The organism is Paenibacillus sp. MMS18-CY102 (genome assembly GCF_009789195.1).
Taxonomy (GTDB): Bacteria; Bacillota; Bacilli; order Paenibacillales; family Paenibacillaceae; genus Paenibacillus_T.
This window is the reverse complement of the sequence record NZ_WSTC01000004.1, coordinates 198,085-215,578: the sequence shown is the minus strand read 5'-3', so window position 1 is coordinate 215,578 and position 17,494 is coordinate 198,085. Positions and strand designations below refer to the sequence as shown.

The following is a 17,494-nucleotide window of genomic DNA, read 5'->3' as shown; positions in this document are numbered from 1 at the left end:
GGCGAGCGCGCTCCGCGACGCGCGCGCGCAGCTGCTCGCGCAAGCCGAGCGGCTCGCTGCGCTGCCAGCGCTAGCTGCGCAGCTCGAAGCCGCGGCCGCCGCTGGCAAGCCGCTGCCGGCGGCGGCGCTCGCGAAGCTGCGCGAGCGTACGCGCCGCGCAGCTGATGCGCTGGCGCAACTGTCCGACCGCTATGCGTCGGACATTGCGCCAGCCGTGCGTGAGGCGCTCGGCGAGGCCTCGCGCACGGCGGCGAGCGCGCAGCAGCTGCTCGCCAAGGCGGCAGCGGAGCTGCCTGCCGTCGGCGGCACGCTCAGCCGAGCGGCGCAAGCGCTTGATGCCGGCGCCAAGGAAGCCGCCGCCATCAAGCAGGCATTCCCGAGCGCGAAGGCGAAGCTGCTCCAGGTTAATCATGACATACGCCAGCTGGAGAAGCAGGCGGATCTTCAGGCTATTATCGAGCTGCTGCGCAATGATTACGGGAAGGAGAGTGCATTTTTTGCCGAGCCCGTTGTGCTGAAAGAAAATAAGCTGTTCCCGATCCCCAATTATGGCTCGGCGATGTCGCCCTTCTTCACGACGCTATCGCTCTGGGTAGGGGCAACGCTGCTCGTATCGCTGCTTTCCGTAGAGGCCCATGGTTCGGATGATGCTGCTGGCGGCCGCCATTCCAAGCATGAAGGAGGGCATCGGCCCTCCTCGAACTCCAGTGCAGCCGTTTCCCGAACGCCTTTGCGCCCACAGCCCAGGCAAATCCGGGCGGCGAGATGGCAGCAAGACAGCGCCGTATTTCTCGGCCGCTTTCTAACTTTTGTAACGATTGCGCTCGTACAATCTGCACTCGTTACACTTGGCGACCTGTATGTGCTAGGCACATACGCGGCAGAGCCTACGCTGTTTGTTTTGTTCGGCCTGTTCGTCGTTGCCGTGTTTATGCTCATGGTTTACACGCTGGTTTCTGTGTTCGGCAATGTTGGCAAAGCAATGGCAGTCATATTGCTTGTCTTGCAGCTAGGGGGCTCTGGAGGCACGTTTCCGATTCAAGTTGCTCCACCGTTCTTCCGCAACATTTATCCGTACCTTCCGTTCACTTACGCCATCAGTATGATGCGCGAGGCAGTAGGCGGTGTCATCTGGGAGGTCGTTTATCGCGATATGCAGCGCCTGGCGATCTTCGTTGCGCTGTTCTTAGCCATCGGGTTGGTGTTGAAATCACCGGTCAATCGCCTTGCCCACGGCATGCTGGAGCGAGCGAAGCGCGGAGGGTTGCTTCATTAAACTGTATACCATGGTGTGCCTCGCTCATCCTAGAAAATCTAACGGACCGAGCAGACCTTATTTGATCAAAATCAGGCGCATTTGCGTTCTAACGGACCGAGGGGCCGTTATTTGGCCATTATCTCCCCCATAAGGAAGAGAAATAGCTAAATAACGGCTATGGAGTCCGTTACATTTCAATAGGCACTTTTGGAGGGGGGATAGAGGCTCTGAGGTCCGTTAGAACAAAAGGGTGTCCCCAGACCGGCAGATCGGACAACGGGGTTTCGGAAAATGCCCTAGTTACCGCATCAGCCAGTTGCCGTCGCGACGTCCGCCCATCCGCCCGCTATTGCGGCCTTCCGTCTGCATATTCGCCAGTTATCGCCGTGTTGTATCTGCCCGCCCATCCGCCCGCTATCGTAGCCATCCGTCCGCCCATCCGTCTGCATATCCGTCTGCATATCCGTCAGCTATCGCCACAGCCGCCTGCACCCGCCCTGCATACCTGCACTTGTACATGCATATATTGAGGGACTCCCTGCGTGATGTTCGGAAATAGATGCTGAAGTACCTTTGACAATGTGAATAAAGATAACATAGAGTAGATGAAACAAGATGATCACACTGGCGCGGTATAGGCAGGAGGCGATGGCATGGACTTGCGGAAGCTGCGGCTGGATGAACCGGCAATCGGGACATTCAGCGAGGAACGGGAAGAATTTGAGAGAGACTATGCGAGACTGATCCAATCCCCGGCATTTCGCCGGTTGCAGGGCAAATCGCAAGTGTTCGGTGCGGGCTCGGGCGATTATTATCGCACCCGATTGACCCATTCACTAGAGGTGTCACAGATCGCGCGGGAAGTTTCCCGGCGGCTGGGCAAGCAGTATGCTTTCTTAAGCCGGCGTGAGCATCCAGGGCTGCTTCTGGACCCGACAGTGGTGGAATGCGCTGCGCTCGCCCATGATTTCGGGCATCCTCCATTTGGGCACAAGGGAGAAGAAGTGCTGCATCAGCTGCTCGCTGAGTCATATGGCATGAAATATGAAGGAAACGCGCAAAACTTCCGCATTCTGATGTTTCTTGAGAAGCGCGCTGGCAGCGGCAGCGGCCTTGACCTGACAGCATCCGTGCTGCTGGGCGTCAACAAATACCCTTTCTGCATTGATGATGCTGGGCGATTAAAAGGGGTATATAGCGAAGAATGGGCGCGCATCAGCTATATTCGGGATTTATGGGAGATGCCAGCGGGCTGCTCTACGCTGGAAGCGCAGCTGATGGATTTATGCGATGACATTGCCTATTCGACCCATGATATTGAAGACGGGATTCGTGCAGGCAAAATTCAGATGAACCGGACATTTTTCGAAGATGAGCGATTGGTCGACCACCTCATGCATGAAATTACAGTTGACCAAGGCAACGGCGACCTGCGCTGGCATGAGGTCGACATGCGGGCGATGTGCCGCAAGGCGATGGATGATTACCTCCAGCAATGGGAGGAACTCTACATGCAATGCGAGCGCGAATCTTCCCGCACCCGGCGCGAGATGAAGGCAAGATGGGTTAGCACGTTCGCTGGAAGAGTTGGCATTATCGACGATCCTGCAAGAGGCTGGAAGCGTGTCACGTTCGTGCGCGATGGAGCGGAAGATCTTGAATTGCTGCGGACGATGGAGATTTTGAAGAAGCTGGCGTGGGTCACCTTAATTAAAGATTTTCGAGTGCAGCGGCTCCAAATGCGCAGCGAAATTATGATTCGCCGATTATGGGAGAGCTTCCAGGATCCCGATCGCGGGCGCCTTATTTTGCCTCCGGATTGGATCGAGAGCTTCGGCCGGCATGCGGCGCATTGGTCATGGCCGAGATTTATTGCCGACTATATTTCCGGCATGACGGATGCTTATGCATCGAAAGTGTACAATGAGTTATATGCCAGCAAAACGGGCTCTATTTATGAGATGGATTAGTTCCTAAAGCCCGAAAGCCTTACGGCGCCAATGGTTCCACGGTCAGTATTAGCTGGCCGGACGGGACCTTTGGCGCTCTTTTTTTGCCTGCACGAATCGGCTGTATTCCACTTCATTGGGATCAATTTGTGTGTGAAATCTAGATTTCACCACCTTGAAAACACAAACCTATGTCCTTAAGTTCGCACATTGTATGCCATTAGGGCTAAAAGGCATAATAAAGACACACCAAACAAGGGGGAATCAACAAATGCGTAAAAGCTTGAAATGGATGAACCTTGCACTAGCCGGCGCCCTGACGCTGAGCCTCGCAGCTTGCGGAAGCAGCTCGAAAGAAGAAGACAACAAAGGTACTGAGGCTGGCACGGAAACGACGCCTAAAGCTGAGAACGTAACAATCACGTTCCAGAATATTTACCCAGACCCAGAAACGCCTTCTTACAAAATCATGAAACAAATCGTTGATCAATACCAAAAAGATCACACGAACGTGAAAATCGAGCTTGACTCGCTTAACACGGACCAACAAAAGCTGAAGCTCAAAACGCAAGCTGCTTCTAAAGAAGTGCCAGACATCACAATCGTGAACCCGGCAGCTCAAATGAAGCCTTTCGTAGACGCTGGCTTGTTCGCTCCACTGAACGACATGCTGGACAAGGATGGCCTGAAAGACACGTTCCAAGAAGGCATCTTGGACTTCTACAGCTTCGACAACAACGTATACGCTCTGCCAGACGGCAACAACGTCGCAGTTGTGTTCTATAACAAAAAACTGTTTGCAGATGCAGGCATCACTAAAACGCCTACAACGTTCGAAGAGCTGCTCGCAGACGTTAAAACACTGAAAGACAAAAAAATCACGCCAATGGTTATCGGCGAAAAAGATACTTGGACAGGCTCGTTCTTGTTCATGAACACGTTGCTCCGTACGAACGGCGGCCCAGGCTTCCTGAAAGACGTAGTAGACGGCAAGAAAACGTTCAACGATCCAGGATTCGAATCCGCTGTAGCGAACTTCGAGAAACTGGTTCAAGCAGGCGCATTCCAAGACGGCGCAACGTCAATGGACTACAACGCTGGCGAAAACTTGTTCAAAACAGGCAAATCGGCTATGTACTTCATGGGTACGTGGGCAACGGGCGCAATCGACGCATCTGAAGTTGGCCCTGACGTAGGCGTATTCCAATTCCCAACGGTTGAAGGCAAAGGCGACCCTAACGAGTACATGCTCGCTCCGGGTTCCGCATTCGCAATCTCCGCTAACAGCAAGCACCTTGCTGAGACAAAAGACTTCTTGCACTACTTCATGTCGCAATACCCTAAAGTATCGTTCGATATGAAAAACGCAGTATCCATCGCACAAAAAGTTGACGGCGATTTCAAAGCAGCTGGATACTCCAACCTGCAAATGGAAGTAGCAGCACTTAAAGGAAATGTTAAAGGCGGCGACCTGTCGTTCGATAACACGATGAACCCTAGTACGTCCCAAGTTCACTTGACGAGCATCCAAAACCTGTTCGTACAACAAGTTGATCCTAAAGCAGTAGCACAAGAACACCAAACGGCGTTCGAAAGCAACAAATAAGTGACGGAGCAATCCGCACTCGCATAGACGCTTGCGAAAGGGAGCGCTAGTCGTTCCCTTTCTTCTATGCGCCACACTTGATTCAAGGAGGCGAACCCCATGAATGCGCTCAAGGTGCCCGCACGGACAATCGCCGTATTCGTGCTCCCATGCTTACTGATATACGTAAGCCTTGTATTTATCCCGATTGCCCTTAACTTGTATAACGGTACGTTGGAATGGAATGGGATCGGAGCAAAGAAATTTGTCGGTATGGACAATTTCGTAGAACTGTTTACTAAAGACAAAGTGTTTTGGCCAGCTGTTCGCCATACGCTGTTGTTCGCGGTATTCTCCATGCTTGAGATTCCAATTTGCTTAGGCTTGGCTATTCTGCTCAACCGTTTCATTAAGAAGCCGAATTTCTTGGTTTCTAGCTACTTTGTACCTGTAATTTTGTCTGTCGTCATTATTGGCCAGCTCTGGAAAACGATTTACAACCCAGCTTCACTCGGCGGTATGATCAACCAAGTGTTAGATTCGCTCGGCTTGCACAGCTGGACGCACAATTGGCTCTCTGATCCAGATTTCGCGATGTATGCACTCTATTTTGTGGCTTTATGGCAATATCTTGGTTACCATTTGCTTATTCAATTCACAGGTATTCAAAACATTCCAAGCGAAATTTACGAGGCAGCCAAGATTGATGGAGCGGACGGATTCAAAGCAGACCGTTACATTACGTTCCCATTGGTGGTCCCGATATTCAAAATATCGATTATCCTTTCTTTCATTGGTTCCCTTCAATCCTTCGACATGATCATGGTCATGACGGGCGGCGGTCCAGCGCATGCGACGGACGTTATCGCAACGCATATGTACAACATGTCCTTCCTGTCGATGAAATACGGTTACGGCAGCGCAATTGCAACAGTGCTCGTTCTCGTGTGCTTAATTGCTACTGTTGTTATTAACCTTCTGTTCCGCGGACTTGAAAAAAAGTTTGACTAACGCCAAGAACCGCTCGTGAAAGGAGTTATGCATTATGGCTGAAGCGCTCAAATCGGCTGCGGCTAGCCCGGCATCCGCCGGTGCAAGCAAGCGTCGTTTTACGGTCGGTAAAACGATTGCCTTCGCACTGTTTGGCATTCTACTTGTGACGCAGTTGTATCCACTGCTGTGGCTCGTTATATATTCCCTGAAAAACAATGAGGAAATATTGTCTGGAAAATTTTTCTCTCTGCCACATGCGCTTCAATGGAGCAACTATGAGTCAGCATGGAATGCAAATTACTTGAAATATCTCAAAAACAGCGTTTTCGTAACGGTTGTAACTATGACGTCTGTTATTGTACTCAGCAGTATGGTGGCATATGCGATTACTCGGTTTAAGTGGAAGTGGGGCAATGCCGTTCTTCTGCTCTTCTTGGCTGGCTTGACGTTGCCGCTACAATCCACGTTGTTGCCGCTCATGCTTATTTTCAAAAGCATGAAAGATGTATTCAACTGGCAAGTGCTTAATACGCACTGGTCGTTAATTCTGCCATATGTGGCTTATCAGACACCAATTGCCGTGTTCATTCTGAGTGGCTTTATGCGGACGATTCCACATGAAATTGAAGAATCGGCGCATATGGATGGCGCATCGGTCTACAAGACTTTCCGCAGCATCATCTTGCCAATCACGATTCCGCCGATTATGACGGTATGTATTCTAACCTTCATCACGATTTGGAATGAGTACATTATTGCTGCGACATTTATTTCGTCTGAGAAGTTCAAAACGTTGCCGTTCGGTGTAAACAGCTTCGTGAGCCAATACTCGGCGAACTATGGCGCAATCGGCGCTTATCTCGTACTCGGCGCATTGCCTGTTATTATCATGTACTTCATTCTCTCGGAGAGAATTACGAGTGGCATGACTGCAGGTGCAGTAAAAGGTTAAGCTTTATTCGTCATTTGATTCCCCAATCGAATCGTATTTCAAGCCTCCGGGTCGCAGTGTATGCTGCGTCCGGAGGTTTCCTGCTGTTCGGCAAACACGCAAGCGCCTAATTATCGCTCAGTTCTGTGATATGATGAAAGCAATGTTAACTATTTCATGGGGGCAATGTCATGATTCGCGGTTTTCGATCCATACGCACGAGACTATTTATACTGCTGCTAGTTAGTATGGTAAGTTTGCTTTCTGTTGTCAGCTATTTGTATTATCAGCGGGCGACTGACCAGTATCATGATAAGGTAACGGAGATCGCTGAGAAAAACGTTCGGCAGACGATGCAAGTGTATGACTTGCTGTTAGATAGCTATAACAGCTTGTCTAAGTCGCTAATCGGCAACTCCGACCTGCTTCGCAAGCTGCGCGAGAAGCATGAAGATAATCCAGCACTGGCTATCATTAATGAACGGGCTATTACGAACATACTAGGCACCTTATTTTATTCGAGGGAAGATATCGTTTCGATTCATGTGTTCTCTCCATCTGGCGCCGTATACAACTACGGCAATTACATGAATACCGTGGACCCTTATTTTAGCTACAGGGATTGGTATACGCGGATTAAACAGTCAGATGGCGACATGGTTTGGTTGGGCGTGTTTAAGCACTCGCTGACAGACCAGACAGTGAACGAGCCTGTATTCGCCTACGGCCGCCAGCTCTATGATCTGACTGAGCATAAGCCAATTGGCGTCTTGCTGTTTCAGGTGAACGTACAACCGGTTATTTCAGCATTAACGAATATGCGGCTTGGCCCGAACAGTGAAACATTTATTTTATCAGAGGATGGCCGATTGCTTGCTTCTGATAATTTAGAAACGGCAGCGGAGGTGCCTTGGAGCATTCATGCGGAGATGGGGACGCGTACGCCGAATTCCTTGGAGACCGCAATGACGAGTGCAGCTGATTCAGGGACAGACATCAAAACCGATAACTATTCGACAGCAAAGGAAGCTAGGGAACTGCTGCAGACGATGGATAATCGCATTAGTGCAGGGGAAGTTACTTTTGAGAATCGCAAACAGGATCTTGTAGTAGCTTCGAAGGCGACAGAGGTTGATTGGACCTTCGTCAGCCGGACGCCGGATAAAGATTTGAATGTCGAGCTGGATCAGACCAAACATTATTTTGTTATCGTCGTTTCGGTTCTCGTCATCGTCTCGATCGCGATTGCGACCTTTATTTCCCGTACCATCACATCGCCTGTTAAGCGGCTCGTCCAAGAGATGAGGCAGGTTGAGGTCGGCAATTTCAGGGGATCCGTGCAGACAAAGTCCTCTTATGAGGAAATTGATATTCTGGTTGCATCCTTTAATCAAATGGTGCTGCGCATGGACGATTTAATTAACCGGGAGAAGGAAACATCTGCCCGGGAGAAACAGGCCCAGCTGCAGGCGCTGCAATCGCAAGTGAATCCTCATTTCTTATACAACACGCTTGATATGATCTATTGGATGTTGGACGAGCAGGAGAACAGCCGGTTAGGCAGCATCGTATTGTCCCTGTCGCATATGTTCCAATACAGCAGCCATTGGAACGAAGATTTGCCTACTACGCTCGGGGAAGAACTGGAGCAAATTCGGCATTATCTCACCATTATTGAAGCAAGGCTGGAAGACCGGTTAACTGCGGATATTGATGTGGAAGCTGAATGGCTTGACGTGCCTATGCCGAAGATGACGCTGCAACCGATCATCGAGAATGCGGTTAAGCATGGGCTGGAACCTGCATTGCGGCCAGGCCGGCTGTCTTTGCATGCAGAGGTCGACGGGCAGCGCCTGCACATTACAATTGCCGACAATGGCGTTGGCATCGAGCATAACGCGTTGATTCAACTGCAAATGGCGCTAGGGCAGGAAACAAACAATGCCACCGCAATTGCATCGAAAGGGCGCAGGGGGATTGGCATTGCTAATGTGCATCATCGATTGGTACTTATGCATGGTGAATCGTATGGCTTAACTGTAAATAGTGTACTTGGCAAAGGAACGACCATTAAAGTTACCCTTCCGCTGCCGCCACGGGCATAACTCGTAAGAAGCAGCAGCAAGTAAAGGATAGGAAAGGATGAACGACTGCGATGAATATTTTAATCGTGGATGATGAGAATATTATACGAAGCGGCATAAAGCGCACCATACAGAACCGTTTCCCTAACTATCGGATCTGGCTCGCTGCTTCCCCAGACGAAGCGGTGCAGCAGTTGCGCAATGAATCAATTGATCTTGTCCTAAGTGACATTATGATGCCTGGCATGACAGGGCTTGAGCTGATGAAAGTATCGAAGCCCCGGCATCCGCATGTGCGATGGGTGTTTATTTCGGCAAAGTCGGAGTTTGCCTATGCACAGGAAGCGCTTCGCTTAGGTGCGCGTGATTATTTGTTAAAGCCCATCGGCAAAGAGCGTGTCATTGAGTTGATTGAGTTAATAGGCGAGGAGCTGCGCCGCGATTCAGAGCAGACGCGTGAAGCGCGGCAGCTTGGCTCGAATATTAAGTATTTGCGTGAAGCTGTATTCCAACGTTGGGTGGCGGGGCTGGATATCGGCAACTTCGATATGAAGCCGCTCTCGGATGAGTATCCATCGTTTAATCTTATCATGGTGAAGATGGATGCGGACCGCCAGGTTCACTTGGAGCATTTTATTATTGAGAATGTCATGTCTGAGCTCATCGAACGGTTCGGCCATGGATTTGTGGTCAGTTATGATGCGCAGAGCTTAATTGGTGTGGTTACGTTAAATGAGGAGAAAAATCTAATGCCTCTTCTTACGGAGCTAAAGACGCATCTGCGCAAATATTTGCGGGTTCCGTTCCAAGTGATGCACTCAGGGCTCATCATCGACTTCCGCAACGTGCCGGCAGAGATCAGGCGGCTCCGCCAAGCGTCTGACACACAGGTGTACGAGCAGGATGAGCGCGGCAGCGACCGTGCGGTCGAGACAGCTATCCAATATATCAAGTCGCATTTCCGAGAGGACTTATCGCTGGAGAAGGTCGCATCGGTCGTCTTCCTTAATCCCGTCTACTTCAGCCAACTGTTCAAACAGAAGACGGGCCAAGGCTATAAGGACTTTGTTATTCAGCTGCGAATGGAACAAGCGAAGCGGCTGCTCCATAATCCGAGCCTAAAGCTGGCGGAGGTTGCCGAACGAATTGGCTATCAGGATATGCGCCATTTTTCGCAGCTGTTCCGCAAGCGGTTTAACGTGACGCCAACTGAGTTTCGGCAGCAAGGAGCTGTACAGGGGGAGCCAATCCAATGACATAAGATTCAGCCTCAGCAAAGCCATTGATGCGGAGCAGGGGCTTTTCATCTATTATAAAATAACAACGTTGTTATTACTTATCGAATAAGGTAAACTAGCATCAATTAGTATGAGAAGGGACGGTTTCTATATAATGAAGCCTTTTTTGAACGAGCAGTTCTTATTTCGTACGGACACTGCAGTGCGGTTATATGAGCAACATGCCAAGCCATTGCCCATTATCGACTATCATTGCCATCTTAGCCCCCAAGAAATCTATGAGAATAAACGCTTTAATAATCTTACAGAGGCTTGGTTAAGTGGGGACCACTATAAGTGGCGCGCAATGCGGGCGAACGGGGCTCCAGAGCATCTCGTTACAGGACCGGCAGATGATTATGACCGGTTTTTAGCTTATGCAAGCACATTGCCAATGGCAATCGGCAATCCGTTATACCATTGGTCACATTTAGAGCTGCAGCGATATTTCGGCATTGAGGATATCATCAATGAAAAGAACGCCCCAGCGATCTGGCAGAAGGCAAATGAACAGTTAAGCGGTGAGGGATTTGGCGCACGCGACCTGATTCGCAAGTCAAATGTGAAAGTGATCTGCACGACGGATGATCCAGCCGATACGCTGGAGTATCATATTAAGCTTCAACAAGATGGCGATTTTAACGATGTAAAGGTACTGCCTTCCTACCGCCCGGATAAAGCATTGGAGCTGAATCGAGATACGTTCATCGGTTGGATCGCTCAATTGTCTAATGCAGTAGGCCACGCAATTGAATCCTACGGGCAGTTGCTCAGCGCATTGGACTCGCGCATTGCGTTTTTCCATGAGGTGGGCTGCCGGGTTTCCGACCACGCGATTGATAAGCTGATGTATGCGAATGCGACAGCCGAAGAGGCGTCAGAGGCATTCGCTGCCGCATTGCGAGGGGAAGCGGTTAGTGAAGCAGCCGAAGCCAAATATAAAACGTTCACTTTGCTGCATATTGGGCGGCGGTATGCTGAGCACGGCTGGGCGATGCAACTGCATGTCAATGCGGCACGCAACAATAACCCGCGGTTGTTCCGCCAATTAGGGCCGGATACAGGCTTTGATTCCATTAATGATGGTTCAGTTGCTTACGGGCTGGCGCATCTGCTAGGTGAGCTGGACTTGGATAATAAGCTGCCGCGCACGATCCTTTACTCACTTAATCCTAACGATTATTATGTGATTGGCACTATTATGGGCAGCTTCCAAGGCGGAGGCATTCCAGGCAAAATCCAATTCGGCGCTGCTTGGTGGTTCAACGATACGAAGGATGGAATGATTCATCAGATGAAGACGCTAGCCAACTTAGGGCTGCTCGGCCGATTCGTCGGCATGTTGACCGATTCTCGCAGCTTCTTATCGTACACACGCCATGAATATTTCCGGCGTATACTATGTGACCTGCTTGGTGAATGGGTAGAGAACGGGGAAGTTCCCGATGATGATGAGCTGCTTGGCCGGATTATTCGAGGCATTTGCTACGATAATGCCATGCAATATTTCGATTTTTAATAATCATTTTGTGGAACTGGAAAACGCTCCAAAAAATTTGTCCGAAATTTGATCAAAAATTGAACAAAATATGAACACTTTTTCCGAGTTTGTGGTATACTACAAACAAGAAAGCACTTTCATTTTTAATTCGGATTAGGAGCGTGTTCACCATGACGACGAAGAATGCATCGATTTCAAGCCATAAGGCAACGGAACGCGGGTTCCGCCCACTTGTATGGCTGATGACAGTCGCCGCTTGGGCCGCACTGACCGTAGGCGTTGTTCTTTGCTTGATGTACCTGCAGCCATTCAACGACCAGAACTGGGGATTGATGATTGGCATTGGATTCTTAGTAGGCAGCGTCAACATTTATGTCATTCGCACAGCGATTCATCTTGTGAACGAACGTCGGGAGCAGAATGCTAACGACCAGATCGACCGTTAACGGCCGATTGCGTCACAATTTGACCAACCAACGGTTTCATAACCTTAGCGGTTTTCCTTTTAACCCCTCGTATGAGGGGTTTTTTGTTTGCAAATAGTAAACAATCGTCAATCTCGTGAACTTTGTTTTACAGAATGGAGAATAATAATTGACGTATTTGCAAACATAGGTTTAAAACGCAACGTTATCTGCTATCGTATGGATACGGATATGAACGACTCGGAAAAGTCCTCCGAACGGGGACAGGTTCGGGGCGGATGAAGGAGATGAAGACAAACATGCGGAGAAAACTAACCAAATACGCGGTTCCGCTGCTGCTCGTGATCATGACGATCATGTTATCGGGCTGCGACACGTCGATGATGGTGCTGGATCCGAAAGGGCCGGTTGGCGCTGATCAACGGGATTTGATCGTCATTTCGACGGTACTATGCTTAATTGTACTCGTGCCGGTGCTCGTTCTGGCCGGATGGATCGTATGGCGCTATCGTGACAAGCCAGATAACAAAGCGGCTTACATGCCAGTCTGGTCACATAATACGAAGGCTGAAGTAATATGGTGGGCGATCCCAATCATCATCATCGGCGCTCTCGCTGTGGTGACGGTCAAATATACGTACGCGCTGGAGCCATCCAAGCCGCTCAAATCGGACAAAGAGCCGTTGGTGATTCAAGCAACGTCGCTCGACTGGAAATGGCTATTCACGTATCCGGAGCAGGGTATTGCAACGGTTAACTACATTGAAATACCAGAGGATCGTCCGATTCGATTCCAATTGACGTCGGATGCGCCGATGAACTCGTTCTGGATTCCGCAGCTCGGCGGCCAAATGTACACGATGTCCGGCATGGACATGACGCTGAACCTGCAAGCTGATGAGCCAGGCGTATACTTCGGTTCGGGCGCTAACTTCAGCGGTCCGCAATTCGCTGACATGCGGTTTGAAGTAAAAGCGACAAGCGATGCTGACTTCGACACATGGGTTAATGAAGTGAAGAGCAAAGGCAGTGAGCTGACGCTCGAAGGCTATGAGAAGCTGGCAGAGCCATCTTCGTCAGACCGCCAATACTTCTCCTCGTTCCCAGAGGGGCTGCATCAGAAAATCGTTAACAAATATGTCGTCGGTGAGGGACATCACCACGGCGGCAATGAAGAATCTAAATAAAATGGACTGAATGAAAGGAGGCGGCAACTATGTGGGGAAACTTAAATAGTTTCTCGGATTTCTTCGTAACCGGAGACCCAATGATTCTCGGTGCGCAGGTCAGCATAGCGCTCGCCATGATTGCGATCGTATTCGTCCTCACCGTATTCAAAAAGTGGGGATGGCTCTGGCGCGAATGGCTCACCTCGGTCGATCATAAGAAGATCGGCATCATGTACATCATCGCATCGATTCTGATGCTGTTCCGCGGCGGTGTCGACGCCTTGCTGATGAGGCTTCAGCTCGCAATGCCGAATACGGAATTCCTGCACGCAGAGCACTATAATGCGATATTTACGACCCATGGCGTTATCATGATTTTGTTCATGGCCATGCCGTTTATGTTCGGTTTGTTCAACATCGTCGTACCGCTCCAGATCGGCGCGCGCGACGTCGCCTATCCATTCTTGAACTCTTTAAGCTTCTGGCTGTTCTTCTTCGGTGCGATGCTGTTCAACGTATCGTTCATCATTGGCGGTTCGCCAGATGCGGGTTGGCTTGCTTATCCGCCGTTGTCGGAGCTGTCACATAGTCCGGGTGTCGGGCAAAACTTCTACATTTGGGGCATCCAGATCTCAGGTATCGGTTCCCTTGCAACAGGCATCAACTTTGTCGTCACGATTCTGAAGATGCGTGCGCCTGGCATGAAGCTGATGAAAATGCCAATGTTCACGTGGTCTGTTCTGTCTAGCTGCCTCATGATCTTGTTCGCTTTCCCAATTCTGACGGTAACGATGGCGCTGCTGTTTTTGGACCGGTTCCTAGGCGCGCACTTCTTCACCTTAGATGCGGGCGGCAACCCGATGATGTACATCAACATGATATGGATGTGGGGTCATCCAGAGGTATATATCGTCGTCGTTCCGGCGTTCGGCATATTCTCGGAGGTCGTCGCCACGTTCTCCCGCAAGAAACTGTTTGGTTACGGCTCCATGGTATTCGCGATGATCGGTATCGCCGTTCTGTCCTTCTTCACATGGGCGCATCACTTCTTCACGATGGGCTCTGGTGCAGACGTCAATGCCTTCTTCGCTGTAACGACCATGATTATCGCAATCCCGACAGGGGTCAAAGTATTCAACTGGCTGTTCACCATGTTCAGAGGGCGTATTCGTTTCACGACGCCAATGCTCTGGACGATCGCGTTCATTCCTTGCTTTATCGTCGGCGGCATGACAGGCGTATTGCTGTCAGTTGCGCCAGCTGACTTCCAGTTCCATAACAGCTACTTCCTGATCGCTCACTTCCACCAAGTGTTGATCGGCGGTGTTGTGTTCGGTTACTTCGCAGGCCTGTACTACTGGTGGCCAAAAATGTTCGGCTTTGCGCTCGACGAACGTCTTGGCAAATGGGCGTTCTGGCTCTGGAATATCGGCTTCTATGTCTGCTTCATGCCGCAATACTTCCTCGGCTTGGACGGCATGACTCGCCGGGTGTACACGTATGACTTCGATATGGGCTGGGGACCGCTTAACCTGGTTTCGACCATTGGCGGCTTCATCATGGGTATCGGCTTCATCTTCCAGGTGTGGCAGATCGCATACAGCATCAAGGTACACAAAAAAGATACGACGGGCGACTTCTGGGACGGTCGCACGCTGGAGTGGTCGATTCCATCGCCAGCACCGCTTTATAACTTTGCAACAGAACCACAGGTGAAGGATGTTGACGACTGGTGGGAAACGAAGCAGAAGCTTGCTAAGGGCGAGAAGCTGCCAGCGAAACCGCCGCTCGAACCGATCCATATGCCGAAAAACTCGGCTATTCCGTTCATCATGTCGGTATGCTGGTTTGGCGCAGGCTTCGGCTTCGTATGGGATTGGCTCTGGATGGCAATTCCTTCGATGGCCGGCGTTGCAATCTGCATGCTAGCAAGATCGTTCTCGTACGATACGGATTACTATATCCCGGTCGATGAAATCAAACGAACGGAAGAAGCGGCAATGAAGGGAGCGTCGGTCTAATGGCTAATGCGAATTCGCACGCGAACCACGCGGGCGATCACCACGATCATGGCCACCATGATCAGGAATCGCTTAAGACGCTAGGTTTTTGGATATTCCTCATGACAGACGTTATCATCTTCGGTTGCTTGTTTGCCGTCTACGTCGTATTGCGCGACAATACGGCTGGCGGTCCAACGGCTGAAGAGTTGTTCAAAATGCCAGGCGTTATCGCTGAAACATTCATCCTGCTGACGAGCTCGTTCACGAGCGGGCTTGCAGTGCTTGCGATGCATGCTGGCAAGAAAAATCAATTGATCACTTGGCTTGGCGTTACCGCCGCGCTCGGTGCAGCGTTTATTTTCCTTGAAGTATATGAGTTCGTTGAGATGGTAAACCATGAGGGCGCAACGATTGCTACAAGCGGCTTCCTGTCGGCCTTCTTCACGCTCGTAGGAACGCACGGTTTGCACGTATCGATCGGGCTTGTATGGATGATCGGGCTTATGATTCAGCTTCGCAAGCGCGGCATTACGCCGGTTACGAAGCGTAAAGTCGAAGTGCTTAGCCTGTATTGGCACTTCCTCGACGTCGTGTGGATTTTCGTCCTAACGGTCGTTTACTTGATGGGGGTGATGTAAGATGGGTCAACATCACGATCATGGCGCAGGCCATGAAGGCGGCCACGGCTCGCTGAAGTCTTACGTCATCGGCTTCATCATGTCGATCGTCCTGACGATCATTCCGCTCGTCGTCGTCATGAACGACTTGATGAGCAAGACTGGCACGATTGTGCTCATTCTCATTCTGGCGGTGCTTCAATTTGCTGTACAGCTATGGTTCTTCATGCACTTGAAGGAAGGCGAGAACGCGAAGTGGAACATCGCGGCGTTGTTATTCGCCATCTTGATTCTTGTTGTAGTCGTAGCAGGCTCGATCTGGATTATGGCTTACAATACGGTTGCTCATTAAGGCATATATTTTATCGCAAGTGGCTGCCCCAAAAGTCGTTTTTAATGGCTTTTGGGGCAGCTTTTTTATTTATAGGTACAGATGCAGTGCATAATCGAGCGGTTCGGGGCATGCCATTGCATATTGGAGTTATGAAATTGACTCCGAACTGCAATGAACAGGCTGCTGCACGTGCTAATGCCACCTTAATGCGGCGCACACCGCGTTCGCGCACAAGCAAGTGAAACGCTAACAGCGCTGTAATTGCAAAAACAGGGGTGTCCCCAGCCATTGTGGCTTTAGGGATGCTCTTTTGCATATTCAACATGTTTTCGTAAATCTAAACGGATGTACATACTTACAGCAGTAATGCTTATGCTCACGCTTATGTTGGCTGCTTGTGGCCATTCAGCTAATAAATCGACAGAGGCTGCTGCCACAGACAAGCCAGCAACCGAGACGGCATCGGACGCGAGGGCTGAAGGGACGGATACGGCTGGACAGGGAGAGAAGGTTACATTCCATGCGGCTAACGGCGATATTCAAGTGCCGAAAAACCCGCAGCGTATCGTCGACGTGACCAATTTTAATACGGGATACTTCATAGCGCTTGGCGCTAAGCTCGTTGGCGTAGGCCAGGACGCGATTCAAAACCCGTATTTTGAAGGCAAGCTGGACGGTGTTAAGAACTTAGGCGAGACGATTTCCCCGGAAAAAATTCTTGAGCTGAACCCCGACCTTATCGTTGTATACACAGGAACAGAGGGGGTCGACAAGCTGGAGCAAATCGCACCGGTTGTTGCAGTCGAATATGGCAAGCTGACTTATAAGGAGCAGATGCTCGATTTTGGCAAGCTGATCGGTAAAGGGCAAGAAGCGCAAGCGTGGGTGGACCAGTGGGAGAAGAAAATAAATGAGCTGAAGCCGCAAGTGCAAGAGGCGGTAGGCAACAAAACCGTTTCGATCATTAATCCGTATGCGAAAGGGCTGTACGTATTCGGGCACAATTACGGACGTGGCGGGGAAATCATCTATGGCGAGTTTGGGCTGAAGGCTCCTCCAGAAGCGCAGAAGGAAGCGATCGACAGCGGTACGGGCTGGGCAGATATTTCTCTTGAGAAGCTGCCAGAGTTTGCCGGAGACATCGTCTTCACATGCGCGTGGTCGGGCGATGACAGCGATCCAAGCAAAGTGTATGATAACGCAGTATGGAAAGGGCTCCCTGCCGTCAAAGCAGGCCATGTGTTCCAACTGAATCCGAAGGCGGATACGTATAATGATCCAGTATCGTTGGAGGCGCAATTGGCATTCATTACGGAAAGCTTGCTGTCCGTGAAATAACTTCGTTAAGAAGGAAGAAGCTCTGGCAAA

15 protein-coding genes are annotated in these 17,494 nt (G+C 50.3%); 14 read left to right on the top strand and 1 reads right to left on the bottom strand.

Features of this window, described 5'->3' with window-relative positions:
- On the top strand, positions 1–1,276 hold a 1,276-nt coding region (locus GON22_RS25945; RefSeq protein ID WP_237179011.1), incomplete at its 5' end, for a YhgE/Pip family protein.
- Positions 1,277–1,566: 290 nt separating this feature from the next.
- On the opposite strand, the gene GON22_RS04715 is transcribed toward GON22_RS25945, so the two are convergent.
- Positions 1,567–1,719 (bottom strand): hypothetical protein, encoded by a 153-nt coding sequence (locus GON22_RS04715; RefSeq protein WP_160394954.1) that lies wholly within the window; start codon positions 1,717–1,719, stop codon positions 1,567–1,569.
- A gap of 192 nt (positions 1,720–1,911) precedes the next feature.
- Between GON22_RS04715 and GON22_RS04710 the strand changes: the two genes are divergently transcribed.
- The 13 genes from GON22_RS04710 to GON22_RS04650 all read left to right on the top strand — a co-directional run bounded on the left by GON22_RS04710 (position 1,912) and on the right by GON22_RS04650 (position 17,464).
- Entirely contained in the window at positions 1,912–3,228 is a 1,317-nt protein-coding gene (locus tag GON22_RS04710) for a deoxyguanosinetriphosphate triphosphohydrolase family protein (protein WP_160394953.1), read from the top strand.
- Between the two features lie 250 nt (positions 3,229–3,478).
- Positions 3,479–4,813, top strand: a complete 1,335-nt coding sequence (locus GON22_RS04705; RefSeq protein WP_160394952.1) for an extracellular solute-binding protein — start codon at positions 3,479–3,481, stop codon at positions 4,811–4,813.
- 99 nt (positions 4,814–4,912) lie between these two features.
- The gene (locus GON22_RS04700; protein WP_160394951.1) at positions 4,913–5,803 is read left to right on the top strand and encodes a carbohydrate ABC transporter permease; all 891 of its coding nucleotides are present in this window, start codon (positions 4,913–4,915) and stop codon (positions 5,801–5,803) included.
- Between the two features lie 34 nt (positions 5,804–5,837).
- Entirely contained in the window at positions 5,838–6,737 is a 900-nt protein-coding gene (locus tag GON22_RS04695) for a carbohydrate ABC transporter permease (RefSeq protein ID WP_202113078.1), read from the top strand.
- A gap of 170 nt (positions 6,738–6,907) precedes the next feature.
- Complete coding sequence (locus GON22_RS04690; protein WP_160394950.1) at positions 6,908–8,821, top strand: cache domain-containing sensor histidine kinase; 1,914 nt, start codon at positions 6,908–6,910, stop codon at positions 8,819–8,821.
- Between the two features lie 50 nt (positions 8,822–8,871).
- Positions 8,872–10,056, top strand: a complete 1,185-nt coding sequence (locus tag GON22_RS04685; RefSeq protein ID WP_160394949.1) for a response regulator transcription factor — start codon at positions 8,872–8,874, stop codon at positions 10,054–10,056.
- A 136-nt stretch (positions 10,057–10,192) separates the two neighbouring features.
- The gene (gene uxaC, locus GON22_RS04680) at positions 10,193–11,596 is read left to right on the top strand and encodes a glucuronate isomerase (RefSeq protein ID WP_160394948.1); all 1,404 of its coding nucleotides are present in this window, start codon (positions 10,193–10,195) and stop codon (positions 11,594–11,596) included.
- 152 nt (positions 11,597–11,748) lie between these two features.
- Positions 11,749–12,024: a hypothetical protein gene (locus GON22_RS04675; RefSeq protein WP_006040191.1), complete on the top strand. Its 276-nt coding sequence runs from the start codon at positions 11,749–11,751 to the stop codon at positions 12,022–12,024.
- 278 nt (positions 12,025–12,302) lie between these two features.
- Positions 12,303–13,190 carry a ubiquinol oxidase subunit II gene (gene cyoA, locus GON22_RS04670; protein WP_237179010.1) on the top strand — a complete coding sequence of 296 codons (888 nt, stop codon included), beginning with the start codon at positions 12,303–12,305 and terminating at the stop codon, positions 13,188–13,190.
- A gap of 29 nt (positions 13,191–13,219) precedes the next feature.
- The gene (locus GON22_RS04665; protein WP_160394946.1) at positions 13,220–15,193 is read left to right on the top strand and encodes a cbb3-type cytochrome c oxidase subunit I; all 1,974 of its coding nucleotides are present in this window, start codon (positions 13,220–13,222) and stop codon (positions 15,191–15,193) included.
- Positions 15,193–15,813, top strand: coding sequence for a cytochrome o ubiquinol oxidase subunit III (gene cyoC / locus GON22_RS04660; RefSeq protein WP_160394945.1), 621 nt, complete (start codon positions 15,193–15,195; stop codon positions 15,811–15,813). Before GON22_RS04665 ends, cyoC begins: the two co-directional genes overlap by 1 nt.
- Before the next feature lies 1 nt (position 15,814).
- Entirely contained in the window at positions 15,815–16,144 is a 330-nt protein-coding gene (gene cyoD, locus GON22_RS04655; RefSeq protein ID WP_160394944.1) for a cytochrome o ubiquinol oxidase subunit IV, read from the top strand.
- A 354-nt stretch (positions 16,145–16,498) separates the two neighbouring features.
- Complete coding sequence (locus GON22_RS04650; protein ID WP_237179009.1) at positions 16,499–17,464, top strand: ABC transporter substrate-binding protein; 966 nt, start codon at positions 16,499–16,501, stop codon at positions 17,462–17,464.
- Positions 17,465–17,494: the final 30 nt, after the last annotated feature.

Excerpts from the sequence above, each read along its gene's own strand:
- GON22_RS04710 (WP_160394953.1), top strand. The coding sequence starts at position 1,912 with ATGGACTTGCGGAAGCTGCGGCTGGATGAACCGGCAATCGGGACATTC.
- GON22_RS04690 (WP_160394950.1), top strand. The coding sequence starts at position 6,908 with ATGATTCGCGGTTTTCGATCCATACGCACGAGACTATTTATACTGCTG.
- GON22_RS04665 (WP_160394946.1), top strand. The coding sequence starts at position 13,220 with ATGTGGGGAAACTTAAATAGTTTCTCGGATTTCTTCGTAACCGGAGAC.
- GON22_RS04700 (WP_160394951.1), top strand. The coding sequence starts at position 4,913 with ATGAATGCGCTCAAGGTGCCCGCACGGACAATCGCCGTATTCGTGCTC.
- GON22_RS04685 (WP_160394949.1), top strand. The coding sequence starts at position 8,872 with ATGAATATTTTAATCGTGGATGATGAGAATATTATACGAAGCGGCATA.
- GON22_RS04650 (WP_237179009.1), top strand. The coding sequence starts at position 16,499 with ATGCTCACGCTTATGTTGGCTGCTTGTGGCCATTCAGCTAATAAATCG.
- cyoD (WP_160394944.1), top strand. The coding sequence starts at position 15,815 with ATGGGTCAACATCACGATCATGGCGCAGGCCATGAAGGCGGCCACGGC.
- GON22_RS04705 (WP_160394952.1), top strand. The coding sequence starts at position 3,479 with ATGCGTAAAAGCTTGAAATGGATGAACCTTGCACTAGCCGGCGCCCTG.
- cyoC (WP_160394945.1), top strand. The coding sequence starts at position 15,193 with ATGGCTAATGCGAATTCGCACGCGAACCACGCGGGCGATCACCACGAT.
- cyoA (WP_237179010.1), top strand. The coding sequence starts at position 12,303 with ATGCGGAGAAAACTAACCAAATACGCGGTTCCGCTGCTGCTCGTGATC.
- GON22_RS04695 (WP_202113078.1), top strand. The coding sequence starts at position 5,838 with ATGGCTGAAGCGCTCAAATCGGCTGCGGCTAGCCCGGCATCCGCCGGT.
- GON22_RS04675 (WP_006040191.1), top strand. The coding sequence starts at position 11,749 with ATGACGACGAAGAATGCATCGATTTCAAGCCATAAGGCAACGGAACGC.
- GON22_RS04715 (WP_160394954.1), bottom strand. The coding sequence starts at position 1,719 with ATGCAGACGGATATGCAGACGGATGGGCGGACGGATGGCTACGATAGC.
- uxaC (WP_160394948.1), top strand. The coding sequence starts at position 10,193 with ATGAAGCCTTTTTTGAACGAGCAGTTCTTATTTCGTACGGACACTGCA.